This is a genomic window from Candidatus Scalindua japonica (assembly GCF_002443295.1).
Lineage (GTDB): Bacteria > Planctomycetota > Brocadiia > Brocadiales > Scalinduaceae > Scalindua > Scalindua japonica.
In genome coordinates this window covers 257,532-270,796 of sequence record NZ_BAOS01000028.1, presented here as the reverse complement: position 1 = coordinate 270,796, position 13,265 = coordinate 257,532, and the positions used below count along the sequence as shown (strand labels likewise).

General features: G+C 39.9%; 12 protein-coding genes. 5 read left to right on the top strand and 7 right to left on the bottom strand.

Annotation, left to right across the window (positions count from 1 at the left end):
- Positions 1-352: 352 nt before the first annotated feature.
- The 3 genes from SCALIN_RS15735 (at position 353) to SCALIN_RS15725 (ending at position 3,513) form a co-directional block, all read left to right on the top strand.
- Complete coding sequence (locus tag SCALIN_RS15735) at positions 353-811, top strand: MamS/MamX family magnetosome protein (protein ID WP_096895601.1); 459 nt, start codon at positions 353-355, stop codon at positions 809-811.
- Between the two features lie 159 nt (positions 812-970).
- Positions 971-1,759, top strand: coding sequence for a 4Fe-4S binding protein (locus tag SCALIN_RS15730; protein ID WP_096895407.1), 789 nt, complete (start codon positions 971-973; stop codon positions 1,757-1,759).
- 149 nt (positions 1,760-1,908) lie between these two features.
- Positions 1,909-3,513, top strand: coding sequence for a hypothetical protein (locus SCALIN_RS15725; protein ID WP_096895406.1), 1,605 nt, complete (start codon positions 1,909-1,911; stop codon positions 3,511-3,513).
- 975 nt (positions 3,514-4,488) lie between these two features.
- Here SCALIN_RS15725 and SCALIN_RS15720 read toward each other — a convergent pair.
- The 5 genes from SCALIN_RS15720 to SCALIN_RS15695 form a co-directional block, all read right to left on the bottom strand.
- Entirely contained in the window at positions 4,489-5,043 is a 555-nt protein-coding gene (locus tag SCALIN_RS15720; RefSeq protein ID WP_096895405.1) for a protein tyrosine phosphatase family protein, read from the bottom strand.
- Positions 5,044-5,558: 515 nt separating this feature from the next.
- The gene (gene era, locus SCALIN_RS15710) at positions 5,559-6,461 is read right to left on the bottom strand and encodes a GTPase Era (RefSeq protein ID WP_162532358.1); all 903 of its coding nucleotides are present in this window, start codon (positions 6,459-6,461) and stop codon (positions 5,559-5,561) included.
- 224 nt (positions 6,462-6,685) lie between these two features.
- The gene (gene hslU, locus SCALIN_RS15705; protein ID WP_096895402.1) at positions 6,686-8,059 is read right to left on the bottom strand and encodes an ATP-dependent protease ATPase subunit HslU; all 1,374 of its coding nucleotides are present in this window, start codon (positions 8,057-8,059) and stop codon (positions 6,686-6,688) included.
- Positions 8,056-8,586 (bottom strand): ATP-dependent protease subunit HslV, encoded by a 531-nt coding sequence (hslV, locus tag SCALIN_RS15700; RefSeq protein ID WP_096895401.1) that lies wholly within the window; start codon positions 8,584-8,586, stop codon positions 8,056-8,058. Before hslV ends, hslU begins: the two co-directional genes overlap by 4 nt.
- A gap of 272 nt (positions 8,587-8,858) precedes the next feature.
- Positions 8,859-9,068 carry a 4Fe-4S dicluster domain-containing protein gene (locus SCALIN_RS15695; protein WP_096895400.1) on the bottom strand — a complete coding sequence of 70 codons (210 nt, stop codon included), beginning with the start codon at positions 9,066-9,068 and terminating at the stop codon, positions 8,859-8,861.
- A 176-nt stretch (positions 9,069-9,244) separates the two neighbouring features.
- Between SCALIN_RS15695 and SCALIN_RS24100 the strand changes: the two genes are divergently transcribed.
- On the top strand, positions 9,245-9,682 hold the full coding sequence (locus tag SCALIN_RS24100; protein ID WP_420885439.1) for a ribosomal maturation YjgA family protein: 438 nt from the start codon (positions 9,245-9,247) through the stop codon (positions 9,680-9,682).
- Positions 9,670-10,188, top strand: a complete 519-nt coding sequence (locus tag SCALIN_RS15685; RefSeq protein ID WP_096895398.1) for an MOSC domain-containing protein — start codon at positions 9,670-9,672, stop codon at positions 10,186-10,188. Before SCALIN_RS24100 ends, SCALIN_RS15685 begins: the two co-directional genes overlap by 13 nt.
- A gap of 106 nt (positions 10,189-10,294) precedes the next feature.
- Here the strand turns inward: SCALIN_RS15685 and SCALIN_RS15680 are convergent, their stop codons facing one another.
- Complete coding sequence (locus tag SCALIN_RS15680; protein ID WP_096895397.1) at positions 10,295-10,660, bottom strand: response regulator; 366 nt, start codon at positions 10,658-10,660, stop codon at positions 10,295-10,297.
- Between the two features lie 117 nt (positions 10,661-10,777).
- The gene (locus SCALIN_RS15675) at positions 10,778-13,261 is read right to left on the bottom strand and encodes a sensor histidine kinase (protein WP_096895396.1); all 2,484 of its coding nucleotides are present in this window, start codon (positions 13,259-13,261) and stop codon (positions 10,778-10,780) included.
- Positions 13,262-13,265: the final 4 nt, after the last annotated feature.

The window sequence follows — 13,265 nt, the reverse complement described above, 5'->3', positions numbered from 1 at the left end:
CACTAAGAACAACTATCAGACTGTTGTAACCATCTGTTCGGAAAAGACCTGAAGAAAGTATTACAGGAAGAGTGTAATATCGGAGATGAGAGTATCATTACCGTCAGTACAAATCCCGGAGAAATAACCAGGGAAGACAATAATTTATTGATCACTGATTACCTTCTTCCTCTTACCTCAAATGCAACTAAAGTTGCGCCCAAAAAGAATCCAAAGACTTAGCAAAATACCACTTTTGATCAATATCTTTGTTCCTCTCATGCGAGTATAATTATAGTTGGAGGAGGAGAATGAACTTCTTCTTTAAGAGATTTTCAATTTAACAATGTTATTTCAGGAAGGAGGAAAGAAAATGAAGATTCTGATATTAATAATGTTAATGATTACGGTATTTGTTTCAGCAAATGAATCCTTTGCACAGAGAGGCATGGGAAGAGGCTCTGAAGTCTGGGGACTTGAAAATCAATATTGTCTGTCTTATATACCGGATACTGTAGAAACTATAGGTGGTGAAGTTATCAGAGTTGAGAAAGTATCACCGGAAAAAGGGATGTTCTATGGAGTACATCTAATAGTAAAAACCGGTGAAGAGACTATATCCGTGCATCTGGGTCCTGGATGGTACCTTCAAGGTCAGGGTGTCATGTTCGAACCGGGGGATAAAGTGGAAATTACCGGTTCAAAAGTCGCCTTTGATGAAGAAGAGGCCATTATTGCCGCAGAGATAACAAAAGGTGATAAGATCCTCAAACTCAGAGATAAAAACGGGCTTCCATTCTGGAGAGATCGAATGGGTCGAAGGGTTCGCTAGTTGATTTACGCCTCCAGGAACACCGAGCTTTATAATACATCAGGTGTTCTTGAGACGGTATTATTCGACAAATATTAACAAAAGACATGAGCATCAAAAAGGAAAAAGTAAGTAAGGACAGCGATCAAATCGATGTCCTTCGAAAGGCGGTGAAATGTCATGAAATATACTTTACACTATATTAGCAAAACAATGATATTATCAGCTTATACGATTCTCATATTGTTGTACGCTACGTCTGTCATCTGGGCTTCAGGTGGTGGTAGAAGAGGAATGGGATTTCTGGATGTTATACTTTTACCACGTGTATGGGTAGGTGCTATCTTTTGCCTGACAGGAATGGGACTGATGATAAATTCGTGGGTGCATCGTAATCTGAGGTCAGTAATACTTGGTGCAGTGTTCTTTCTGTTTGGAATACTTCCAGCATTACCTCTGGGGGAATTTGCTCTGGGAATGGGCATCCATCCCAGTCCGGTTTGTGCAATCACCAAACCATTTCTGTTTCTGAGTACCGGAAGGGGAGTGCCTGTGATATTCATTACAATCCTCGCATTTATTGCCGTGTTCAGTATAATCGGAAACAAGCTTTTCTGTGGCTGGGCTTGCCCTATTGGAGCTATCCAGGAACTCTTTAACCGGATACCTCTGTCAAAGAAGTCCAAGATCATACTTCCTTTCAAGGTAACCAATCCTGTACGGATAATAATATTCCTTGCATTTTTAACCCTTGTTTTTGTTGCAGGCATAGGTATTTACGGTTATTTTAATCCGTTCCATTTCCTGCACTGGGGATTTGAGCCGTATGCAATTATGGTTATGCTATTTGTTGTGACTGCATCTCTTTTTATCTTTAGACCATTTTGTTATCTGGTTTGCCCAGTTGAGCGTACAAGAGTTATAAAAAGAGTTAGAGGCAATATTTTGGAAAAGGAGCGACAAGAATAATGTGCCAACGAGCCAGTAAGCCGTATTTTAAAGGGTTTTGTGAAATAATTTACAAAATCCAATAGTAGAATTACAAAATACGGTGCCCAACTTGTATAATAGAAGTCACACAATAACACAAACTACTATACAAGAAAGGACACGCTAGAATGCTACCAATATCACAAATTCAAATCAACCAAAAACCGCTACTAATTCACACTGTTCACGAAGATGACAAAGTACTGCTTAATACACCAGATGCGGAATGGTTTCGGGCTTTATATTATTTTCCCTGGGAGAAACACCGTAATTTCGGTGCTGAGTACTACGATGCACTTTATGAATTTAATAAACGAGAAGAGAGAAAGAGGCTGAAAAATCAACCCCAAAAGCAAGTAGTATTATCTCAGAGCAAAGAAGATGCAAGACAGGAGCTTTTGTTTAATAGAGCAACAATGCAAGTTGACAAGGAGAAGAGAGGTGATGTGCTTTATGAAGTAGCGGCTGAATCAAAGCAGCGGATGGTAAGTCCCGTGAGTATATCTCCCGGGGTAGTGCCATTTCGATTGGGAGGTAAGAGGCCAAAATGTTTTTGTGCGTTGTTAAAAAGTTTTTTGGGTACAGCTCTAATGGGATTTCCGTGCGAGCCGGAAAAAGTGTCCATGTTATTGAAGAGTAATCCGAGTTTTGTGCGAGTATGTGGATTTGCACCGAAGGGGGAAAGGGATGAGTATTGTAGCAGGCATATACCAAGTGAGCGTAAACTGCAGCAATTTGACCAGATCATGAGTGAGTGGGGGCTATGGGATAAGATGAAGATTGCGCTGGTAACTGAGAACATAGAGACAGGTGCGATTAAAATAGAAAAGGAAGTAGTAGGAGATACAACTCACTATTATGCATATTCAGGGTTTGAGACAGTAAAGTATAAGGACGAAGATGGTAAGGAGCAGAAGAAGTCGCAATCAAAGCTGACTAAGAGGTGTCGCTGTCAGGACAGAGACAAGTGTGAACATGACTGGGTATTGGCAGATGAAGGAGCGGGGACAATCGTGAAATCCATAACAAAGATGTATTGGGGGCACAAAGCAAGTATTGTAGGTTTTCCACGTCAAGGCGTGCCTCTGGATGCAAGAGCAGTGTTGGATGGACCGACACATGATGGAGAGACATATTTTCCACATGTAGAAAAGGTATTTGATACATATCCGGTGATTGAAGAATCGGTTAAAAGAGCGTTGTATGATAGCGCGTGTGATAGCAGAGATTTGAAAGATAAGTTTATGGACAAACTCGGCTTAGAATTAAAGGCATCTTTAAATCCAAGGCGCAAGAATGGAATAACAGATGGTTTGCCGCGTGGCATGGAGAAGATAACGCCGTATGGTGTGGTAATATGCAATGGTGGCCATGAGATGGATTACAAAGGAATGCGTTATGAAAAAGAAAAATTCATTTACCATGCGCCAACGGATACAGATGGTGAACCGGTGTGTTCAACATGCTTGCATCAGGTAGAGTGTTGTCCCAATTCGTTAACTGGCAGGATGATTAATATATCATTTGGGTTATTACCCCACATAGACACGGAAGATCCTCCAATGGCAAAGAGATTCAAGGCAATAATGACACGTCGTCCTTCAGTTGAGCGGATGATAAAGCGCTTGAAGTGTGATATTGGTGATGATCGTTTAAGCAAGAGAGGGAATCTTGCGTTTCAGGCATACCTGGACAAGACGATGATTGCTTTTCATCTGTTGTTACAGAATTAAATTGGTGATTTTTAAAGTAAAAAACAAAAAACCGTAGGAGAGGTGTTTTCAAATTTGCAAATTATCTCCATTGTTGGTGCTGTGCAGTTTTATACTGTCTTCTTTTAACGTAATTTTGAAGTACGATTGAAAAAAATTTTTGCATCAAGCGCTTTTCGTGCGAGTTTATGCGGAGGCTCTTTAGACCATTTTGTTATCTGGTTTGCCCAGTTGGCCTTTTTACATGGATTCTTGAACATTTCTCACTGGTAAAAGTGAAGGTTAACAGTCACAATTGCAAAGGGTGTAATATCTGTATTAAAAAAAGCCACTGTCCTGCAGTAAGATCTATACTCGACGAGAAAAGGACACGTCCCGACTGTTTTGCCTGTGGTAGATGTATCAGCAGCTGCCCGGAAAAGGCGTTAAAGTTTGCAAGGTAAGACAAGTAGGGTGCATTCCATGCACCGCTAACAACGTTGGATACGGCAATGGTGTTATATAATAAACAAATACTTGATTATGCTGGCATGTTTCTGGTGCGTAAAACGCACCCTACAATTTTTGTTTCCGGATGTAGAATGTTTTTGGTGGGCAGTGCCCACCCTACAGCGACTATGATTATCTTTTGTTTTATTTTTAACAATTTTATTTTTCGTATTTTTTCTATCCGTTCTTCTTGCCCGGCCAGCCCGACAATATCAGTCTGGCGAGTGTCATTCTGGCGGGTGCTGTTCTGGCAGGGACGGGAACCTATTCAGGCAGGCATGCTCCCCGCTTAAACCATGCGAGGACAAGTTTAAGCGGGAATTCAGATTGAACCAGTCACATAGATACCCGATAAAGGAATTCCTGCCCGAATAGGTACAGGCGGGCGGGTATGACAAAAGCGGTATACGCAAAAGCCTAACCGGATGCTTCTGGAAGGAAATGAAGCTTGACCAACATCGAAACAAGATTAGATCAGGACAGTGTAAATCTGTGAAATGAGTGTTTCTATTTCTTATAGCGCTCTAATATCTGCCTGACAACAGAAGCAAGTTTAATCAGCCCCGCTCTTTCTCCGATCAAGAGCGCTTCTTCTACCTCCTTTTCATCAATGTGAAATGCTTTTAGCGCAAACATAGCTCCAACACGTTCCCCACTTTTGCAGTGAACAATTAACGGATAGTTTTCCGGTTTTGATAGTACATCCGCAAATATCTTTGCATTCTGCGGAGTAAATCCCTCTGTTACTGCAATGGGAATGTGAATATATTTCATTCCGACCCCTTCAACCCAGGCCTTCTCCTGGTCAGGGTCAGGTAATTCCTTGTCAGTCCTCAGATTAACAGCTGTTTTAAACCCTGTTTCAGCAGCCTGTTTTAATTGGTCTAGAGTCGGTTGACCTCCGGTTAGAACACTATCAAACGGTACATGACGATTTGGCAGATTAATAAGTGGTGAATTAACCAGTTTTATATATGATCTATTTATGTTATCTGCAAATACACTAGACACAATAAACAGGTTTAAACATACAAGAAATAAAATTCTGATACGAGAGCTCATTTTCAACTCCTTACTGTATAAAATAGAAATTTTTGTTTTTTGGTTTAGCAGAACGATTTATCGTACCTCACAAACACGGGTCTGACAAATCAAACCGCTACAAATAGCCAGGTGTTTTTCCCATAAACGGTTATCATGTTTTTTCACAGCATTGTCTTACTTCCAACCTTTTGTTTTACATGATTTACACGGAGAACAATATTTGCACCCTGCGTATGTACAGACCTTTTTACTGTTTTTATGAACGTGCCCCAGTCCCTTACAATCTTCACAACGTTCTACCGAATCTGAGATTTGTCCCGAGCCGCGACAGCCATCACATTTTACACAATAACTACAACTTTTGCCGCTGCAGGGCATGTTGTTGTCTACATGCCATATTCCACTTCCACAACACTTAAAGCACGGCTGGTTTGCAAAAGAGTCAGATATACAGAACAAACCGATCACCAAGCTGAGTGCAACAATCGAAACAGTAATCCTTGTAGAAAATCTTCTATTCCACATTTAATCCCTCACTTGTATCCAAAGCGTGTTAATGCCGCCTCATCTTTACGCCAGTTTTTGCTGACCTTGACCCAGAGATCCAGATAAACTTTTTTACCGAAAAGCCCCTCGATACCTTCCCGAGACTTCCTTCCTATCTCTTTAAGCATTCGCCCATTCCCACCGACAACAATCAATTTATGGCCCTGCTTTTCGACGTATATATTCGCCGATATATAATCAAGTTCATCATTTCTTGACTCGAACTCCTTTACCACTACAGCCACTCCATGTGGTATCTCCTGTCTAACGGACAATAGTACCTGTTCCCGGATAAGCTCGGCAATTGCAAGTTTATCCTGCTGGTCTGTGACAGTACCTTCCGGATAGTAGGCAGAGTTCTCCGGCATTAATTCAAATATTTTTTTTATCAGTATAGGAATATTGATCTGCGTAACAGCAGAAACAGCAACACCTCCCTTAAAATTTCCGAGTTTTTTATACTCCGCTATAATAGCGTCGAGGTTTGGAATGTCCGCAATATCTATCTTATTGACAACCAGCAGAACGTCTTTATCAATATTACGTATCAGTTTTGCGGCGCGCTTATCATCACTATGCGGGGTTGTGGTGCCATCTACAACAAATAAGACCACATCAGCATCTCTAAGGCAGGAACGCGCTGACTTCACCAGATATTCGTCCAGCTTCTGTTTTGGCTTCAAAATTCCCGGCGTATCAAGGAAGACAATCTGCCCCTCTTCCGTCTCACATATCCCGGAAATTCTATTACGTGTTGTCTGCGGCCGCGGCGTAACAATAGCCACCTTTTCCCCGATAAGCATATTAAGAAGTGTAGACTTACCTACATTTGGCCGTCCCCATATCGTTACAAACCCGGATTTGTAATTTCCCTTTGTTTCGACTGTCATTAAACTATTACCTAACATAATTGCAATTCTTTATTGATTTTGGCAAGAAGCGATCTGAGCAATTAATGGCAATTTGCAGTGATCTTTGGAAACCTTATTTAAAAGTTGTCAAAAGCTCCGAAGGACATCCAGATTCTACTGAGGAGGCAAATAAATAAGCCGAATATGCCTTGTTTGAAGAGTTCACAACTGGCAAGTTTTTCATTAATTCGAAAATCTGCCAACTACAGAATATATTTCGTTAAGTCTTCATCTTTTACAATATCTTTCATCTTATCCTGTACGTATTCTGCATCAACAACAATATTCTTATCATCCAGGTCCGGAGCATCAAAAGAGGCGTCTTCCAGTAATTTTTCCATTACCGTATGCAGTCTCCTGGCACCGATACTTTGACTTCGCTTATTTATTTTAACTGCCACATCGGTTATCTCTTCAATCGCATCTTTGTTAAATTGGAGATTTACTTTCTCCGTTTTCAGAAGTTCGGTATATTGTTTTATCAATGCGTTTTTAGGCTCTGTAAGAATCCTGATAAACTCCTCTTTTCCTAAATCTTTCAGCTCAACTCTTATTGGAAATCTACCTTGAAGCTCAGGAATCAGATCTGAGGGCTTTGAAACATGAAACGCACCGGCAGCTATAAACAGAATCCTGTCAGTCTTAACCATGCCGTATCTGGTTACAACAGTAGAACCCTCTACAATGGGCAAGATATCTCTCTGTACTCCCTCGCGTGATATATCGGGGCCGTGACCTGATTCACGACTTGCGACCTTGTCCAACTCGTCTATGAATACTATCCCCATATTTTCAGCACGATGCAACGCATCCTTTGTAACTTTTTCCTTATCTATCAGTTTCTCGGCTTCTTCCTGTTTAATAATTTTTCGGGCATCACTTATCGGCGTCTTTTTTACCTGTGTCTTTGGTGGAATCATCTTTTCAATTACATTCTGAAAATCGACTCCTATCTCCTCTATTCCTGCAACAATCCCCTGCATAACAACAGGTTTCTCCTGTGTTTTAATCTCCACCATACGATCTTCAAGTTTACCCTGTCTCAACTTATTCCTGAATTTTTCGCGAGTTGTTTCCCTCTTTTCGACGACCGTACCCCCCTTATCGACATCCCGGTCTTCACCTTCCCCTCTAACGACAGCTACCTCTTCTTTAGCTTCAGGTAATGGGAGCAGCAGATCCAGCAATCTCTCCTCTGTATTCATATCTGCCTTCACGCTTACTTTTTCCATCTGTTCTGTCCGCACCATATTAACAGCAATTTCTACGATATCTCTTATCATCGACTCTACATCACGTCCGTGATAACCAACCTCTGTATATTTAGAAGCCTCCACCTTCAGAAAAGGCGCTTTGACTAAATTTGCTATTCTGCGTGCAATCTCAGTCTTTCCCACACCGGTAGGACCTATCATTATAATATTTTTGGGCATAACCTCCTCACGTAGTTCATCAGAAAGCTGCAATCTCCTCCACCGGTTCCTTATTGCTATCGCAACTGCTCTCTTTGCCTCCTTCTGACCAACTATATATTTATCTAATTCCTCAACTATCTTCCTAGGTGTCAACTCCCTCACTTAATCTCCTCCACACGTATATTTGCATTTGTATATACACATATATCTGCTGTTATCTTTAGTGCCTCCTCTACTATCTGTTTTGCACTAAGTTCAGAATGTTTTACAAGCGCCCTTGCCGCAGCGGTAGCAAACTGTCCACCGGAACCTATACCCAGAATCCCATCATCCGGTTCAATTATCTCTCCACTACCGGAAACAAGGAGAGAGCAATCTTTATCAACAGCTATTAACAGTGACTCCAGCTTTCTTAAAACCTTATCAGTACGCCAGTCTTTAGCAAGTTCATGTGCACTCCGAAGCACATTACCCTGATATTTCTCTAATTTAGATTCAAACCTTTCCATCAGAGCAAATGCATCTGCCGCCGACCCGGCAAACCCGACAAAAACCTTTTCATGGTATAATTTCCGGATCTTACAGGCCTCTTTTTTAACTATAAAGGAGCTCATAGTAACCTGTCCGTCACCACCTATAGCTATAGAGTCTTTATGTCTTACCGATAATATGGTTGTAGATTTAAACATTTAAATTAAGTCCTTTGTGACAAGAGATTATCCTTCGACTCCGATCAGGATGACTTCACACGGAGAGAAGTCGAAGTGTTATCAGCTTTGAAATACTAAATAGAATATGCATTAAGCAATCATACCAGTAAATATTAGCAAGGCAAGAAACTTTTACCTAAAAAGGCGATTTCTACGAGAGTAACATGCGTGAGAATAGCAATGAACTGTTTTACTTAGTTGAAATGGTACGGCAGTTTTTAGAACAATTATCAAAAGCAAAGTTATTAAAGTTATTTGTAAACATCTATCGCAAAGTCCGGACACATCAAACCGCAAAATTTACACGCAGTACATTTTTGACCATTACCGTTAACAAATTGTGCGGTGTGATAGCCATAATGATTAACCTCAACAGACATCTTCAAAAGCCCATAAGGACAAACATCGATGCAAAGCTCACAACCCTTGCATCTCTCTTCCTTAATTTCAATTTTTCCCATTACATCTATATTAAAAAGATTTTAACTGGTATATATCACTTAATTCTAAATCAACCGTACCTACGAATCAACAAGAAAAATTATTGCCTCACGACAGACAAATATAATCAAAAAATAATTTTACATAATTTTGTATTACACGATATAATAATCTATTGTGTATTTTTCCAAAGGGCATGAGAATGATTTGCAAGGGTAATGTTAACAGCGCCAGGGTACCACGTTTTTACAGTTTCATATTACTTCTCATAATAACCCCGTCAGGCCTTGCCAGTAAATTTTATACTGGACCATGCTCGTGGTGGTTTAATTATTATGCAGGTGGTATCCTTTACGAAATGTTCTGGTGTTTTGTTGTAATTTTGTTTTTTCCTTATGCTACTGCATTTTGGGTAACATGCTCAGTTTTTGGGGCCACCTGCCTTCTTGAATGTCTGCAATTATGGCACCCTATATTTCTTGAATATATACGCTCTACATTTACAGGCCGTACTTTAATCGGGACAACCTTTGTATGGTGGGACTTCCCTCACTATATTATCGGCTGCTTTGCAAGCTGGCTGATTATTAAATTGAAAACCCAAAAAACAGAAAAACAAATATGGCTGAAGTGATCTCAATTCATATTGTTCGAAAGCGAAATGCTGCCGCTGAAATCTGTAATCACGTTGCTGTTCGTTCAAATTTTGGAATAGTAGGTGATTACCGTTCAGATACATTTCAGATTGGACAAATCACTTTAGTGGAAACCGAAGTTATAGATGAAATGTCCCGTGAACTTGGCTATGAAGTTCCTGCTGGTGCGAGCAGGCGACAGATTGTGGTTAAAGGTATCAAACTGAACGAATTGATCACTAAAAATTTACGTATAGGCCAAATACTTGTTTACGTAGAAGAAAAATGCAATCCATGCAATAACATGGAAAAGAAGATTGGCCTCGGCGCCAGAGACGCAATGAATGATAAGGGCGGAATACGCTGCAGAGTCATTAAGGGAGGACAACTCTGTGTTGGCGACAAAATAACAGTAGAAAAACCGAGTTGTTATTATTACACAAAACTGACAAGCTTTTGCTTCAAGCTTATCAGTTATCTCAAACGACTTTCAAACATGGCCTAATACTACATACAGCAAAACCGCAATCAGGTACCGAAGCCCTGGAACGAATACTGATTGAACGGTTTAAACGATTTAAACCGTTATTTACAGGCACGTCATATTTCCTTTATCCTATCTTAGCCGTAATTTCTTCAATCATTTTTTCTTTGGTAAATGGTTTTTCAAGAAAGACAAGATTCGGATCCATATCCTTTAAATTTTTGTATGCCTTTTGTGAAAAACTGCTGCATATAATAACCGGAATATCAGAATATTCAGGCATACCCTTTATATAAAGAAAGAATGTATCTCCGGTTACCAGGTCCAGAAGTATATCGAGGATAATTAAATCGGGTTTCTTCTCTTCCAGTTTTGCCAAAGCCTCATCTCCGTCGTATGCACGCACTATCTCATAACCCGTGTCTTCCAGCATCATGGAATAAAGATCATGAAATGCCTGTTCATCCTCAACTATCATTATTGTCTTACCCATTCTCTGTTCTCCTTTCTTTCATTTATGTATTTACGTACCGTAATTATTGAAGAGACAAATACCTTACCCTCAAGTGGTATACTATACAAATCGTAATGGAAATTTCCATAGTTAAAATCACGACACTTCTTCAGGATTTGAACTTGAGGTATCCCGTTTTGTTTTCTCATCTGTAATTACCGGCAATGTAAACTTGAATGTTGTACCTTTTCCCTTGCCTTCACTTTCAACCCAGATCTTCCCACCATGAGCGTTTACAATCTTTTTACAGATAGCAAGACCCACTCCTGAACCGTCAGCACTTGCTCTTTCCTGGTAGAATCTACTAAATAGCTTATCAAAACTTCCCTTTGGCGTAATCAAGCCAATCCCCTGATCTTTAACTGCTATTTCTACCTCCCTGGGCCTTCTCACAGCAGAGACTATTATTTCTCCAGTTTCAGAGTATTTTATAGCATTATCTATTAAATTTGAGACAACCCTTGTAATCTCTGTTCTATCTCCAAACACGTTCGGAAGTTTGTCAGGAATCCTCGTTGTTAATATCAACTTTTTCTTCTCGGCTATTAATTTTAACCCTTCTGCTGTTTGATGTACCAACACCTCCAGGTCCAAAGCCTCCTTTTGATATGCGACACGACCAGACTCTAATACTGACAAATCCAAAATGCTTTGAATTGTTTTCTTCAGTCTCTGAATATTGTCATAGATTATTTTACTTAGCTTTTTCCCCTTCTCTTTATCTACTTTTTCCTTAGTTGCCTCATTAGTCCAGAGATCTATGGCCATTTGAACCTGTGCTACCGGTGATTTTAATTCATGAGTCACATCTCGGATCATTACGTCTTTCATCTTATCAAGGCTACGCAACTCCTCATTGGCTTTTTCGATCTCAACACTTCGTTGCTTCAGCTCTTCATTTGTAGATTTTAAATCTCTTGTTCTTTCCTCAACGGTCTTCTCCAGATTCGCGGTATAATCCTGGAGTTCCTTTTCAAGCTTCTTCTGTTCCGTTATATCTCTAACAAGTTTTATTATTGATTCTAGTTTTCCATCTTTATTTAAGATAGGATAAGAAGAAATAAGTACGTATTTTTTGTCCCTTTCCACATAGTGCTCCGCCGTAGCAGGCTCCAATGTTTCAATTGACTTCATTGTAGGACAATGGCCACAAATAGATTCCCGGCCTTTATAAACAGAAAAGCATTTCTTCCCGATAATATCCTCACCATAGGTATCAATTGCGACCTTATTAACCTGTTTAATAGTCCCATCTTTATCCAGGACTGTCATGGGATCTCTTATGGCATCAAACATTGATTCCATAAAAATATTAGATGACTGAAGCTCCTCGTTTCTGTTTTTTAAGGTCCTGGTCATCATATTGAAAGAAACTGCAAGCTCACCAATTTCATCTCTGGTATGAATATCTACCTCTTGAGTAAGATCACCAGCATTCATTTTTCTTGTCGCGTCTGTTAGATAAAGGATGGGGGCCACCATTCTTTGTCCCATAAAAACAGCAAGTAACACTACTCCTAAAGAGACTATAATCATAATCGTATTAACATTCTTGCGAAGCCTGTTAACCTCTATATAACCTTCTTTGTAATCAATCTCAGCAATTACACCCCAATCCAACTCCGGGACCCATTGCCAGAAACCTATAACCTTCACACCACGATAATCCACATAGCCCTCTCCATCAGAACCTGTGTGCCCTTTCAGACACTCCGCAACAGACTTTGTCAATTTTCCTGTTTCAGGGTTAATTAGTTTAGATTCAAGAGTTGTGCCATATTCTATCAAACCCCTATTCCTTAAATCAGTTGCGAATCGAGATTCTGTTATCATATATCCCTGCTTGTTAACAAGATATGTTTCGCCACTCTCACCCAATTTTATACTTTGCATTAATTCACTTATTTTTTGCACGTCAACCCTGAGGCATGCAACACCCATTATTTTATTCTGATCAGTAATCGGAGTTGCAACCACCATAGTCGGAACACCTGTTTCCATCCTGCCGAATTTATTTTCAACGAGTTCCTTTGAAGGGAATATCTGTGACGCGAATGTCTCTCCGTTCATCGCCTTTTTAAAATATTCCAGACCAGATACATCTGCACCTATTCTTCCCTTTTGTGTGGAGACATGGACTATACCCTCTGTATCACTTATAAGAACCTCCTTATAACCATACTCGTATCTTATGTAGTGAGTATATCTCAAAAGACGCCAGAACCGCTTATCATTCGTTTCTATCCTGGATGCAAGCAGTGTAAAAGGGTTCTCAGCAATAACCCTCACATCACCCTTTCTTTCTTCAATCCAACCTTTGATAAGTTCTGCCTGCTTATGCCCAACACTTTGCAGATTCTGTACTAAAGACATTTGCAACGCATCCTGTGCTTTAGGATAAACCCACAGCCTCATTGCCAACAGAGGAATGAGGGCCAGGATTAAAAACACAAGAATCATTTTCTTTTTTATTGATTTGATTTCAATAGCCTTCAACAAGGAACTCAGGTGTTCAAGGATTATAGTTAAAGGCTTTTTTTTCTTAAAGATCTCTAAAATGTAAATTTCTTTTTTTTTCATTTTT

Bases quoted from the DNA above. Each gene is read 5' to 3' on its own strand.
- SCALIN_RS15735 (WP_096895601.1), top strand. From the start codon at position 353: ATGAAGATTCTGATATTAATAATGTTAATGATTACGGTATTTGTTTCA.
- SCALIN_RS15730 (WP_096895407.1), top strand. From the start codon at position 971: ATGAAATATACTTTACACTATATTAGCAAAACAATGATATTATCAGCT.
- SCALIN_RS15725 (WP_096895406.1), top strand. From the start codon at position 1,909: ATGCTACCAATATCACAAATTCAAATCAACCAAAAACCGCTACTAATT.
- SCALIN_RS15720 (WP_096895405.1), bottom strand. From the start codon at position 5,043: ATGAGCTCTCGTATCAGAATTTTATTTCTTGTATGTTTAAACCTGTTT.
- era (WP_162532358.1), bottom strand. From the start codon at position 6,461: ATGACAGTCGAAACAAAGGGAAATTACAAATCCGGGTTTGTAACGATA.
- hslV (WP_096895401.1), bottom strand. From the start codon at position 8,586: ATGTTTAAATCTACAACCATATTATCGGTAAGACATAAAGACTCTATA.
- SCALIN_RS15695 (WP_096895400.1), bottom strand. From the start codon at position 9,068: ATGGGAAAAATTGAAATTAAGGAAGAGAGATGCAAGGGTTGTGAGCTT.
- SCALIN_RS24100 (WP_420885439.1), top strand. From the start codon at position 9,245: ATGAGAATGATTTGCAAGGGTAATGTTAACAGCGCCAGGGTACCACGT.
- SCALIN_RS15685 (WP_096895398.1), top strand. From the start codon at position 9,670: ATGGCTGAAGTGATCTCAATTCATATTGTTCGAAAGCGAAATGCTGCC.
- SCALIN_RS15680 (WP_096895397.1), bottom strand. From the start codon at position 10,660: ATGGGTAAGACAATAATGATAGTTGAGGATGAACAGGCATTTCATGAT.
- SCALIN_RS15675 (WP_096895396.1), bottom strand. From the start codon at position 13,261: ATGAAAAAAAAAGAAATTTACATTTTAGAGATCTTTAAGAAAAAAAAG.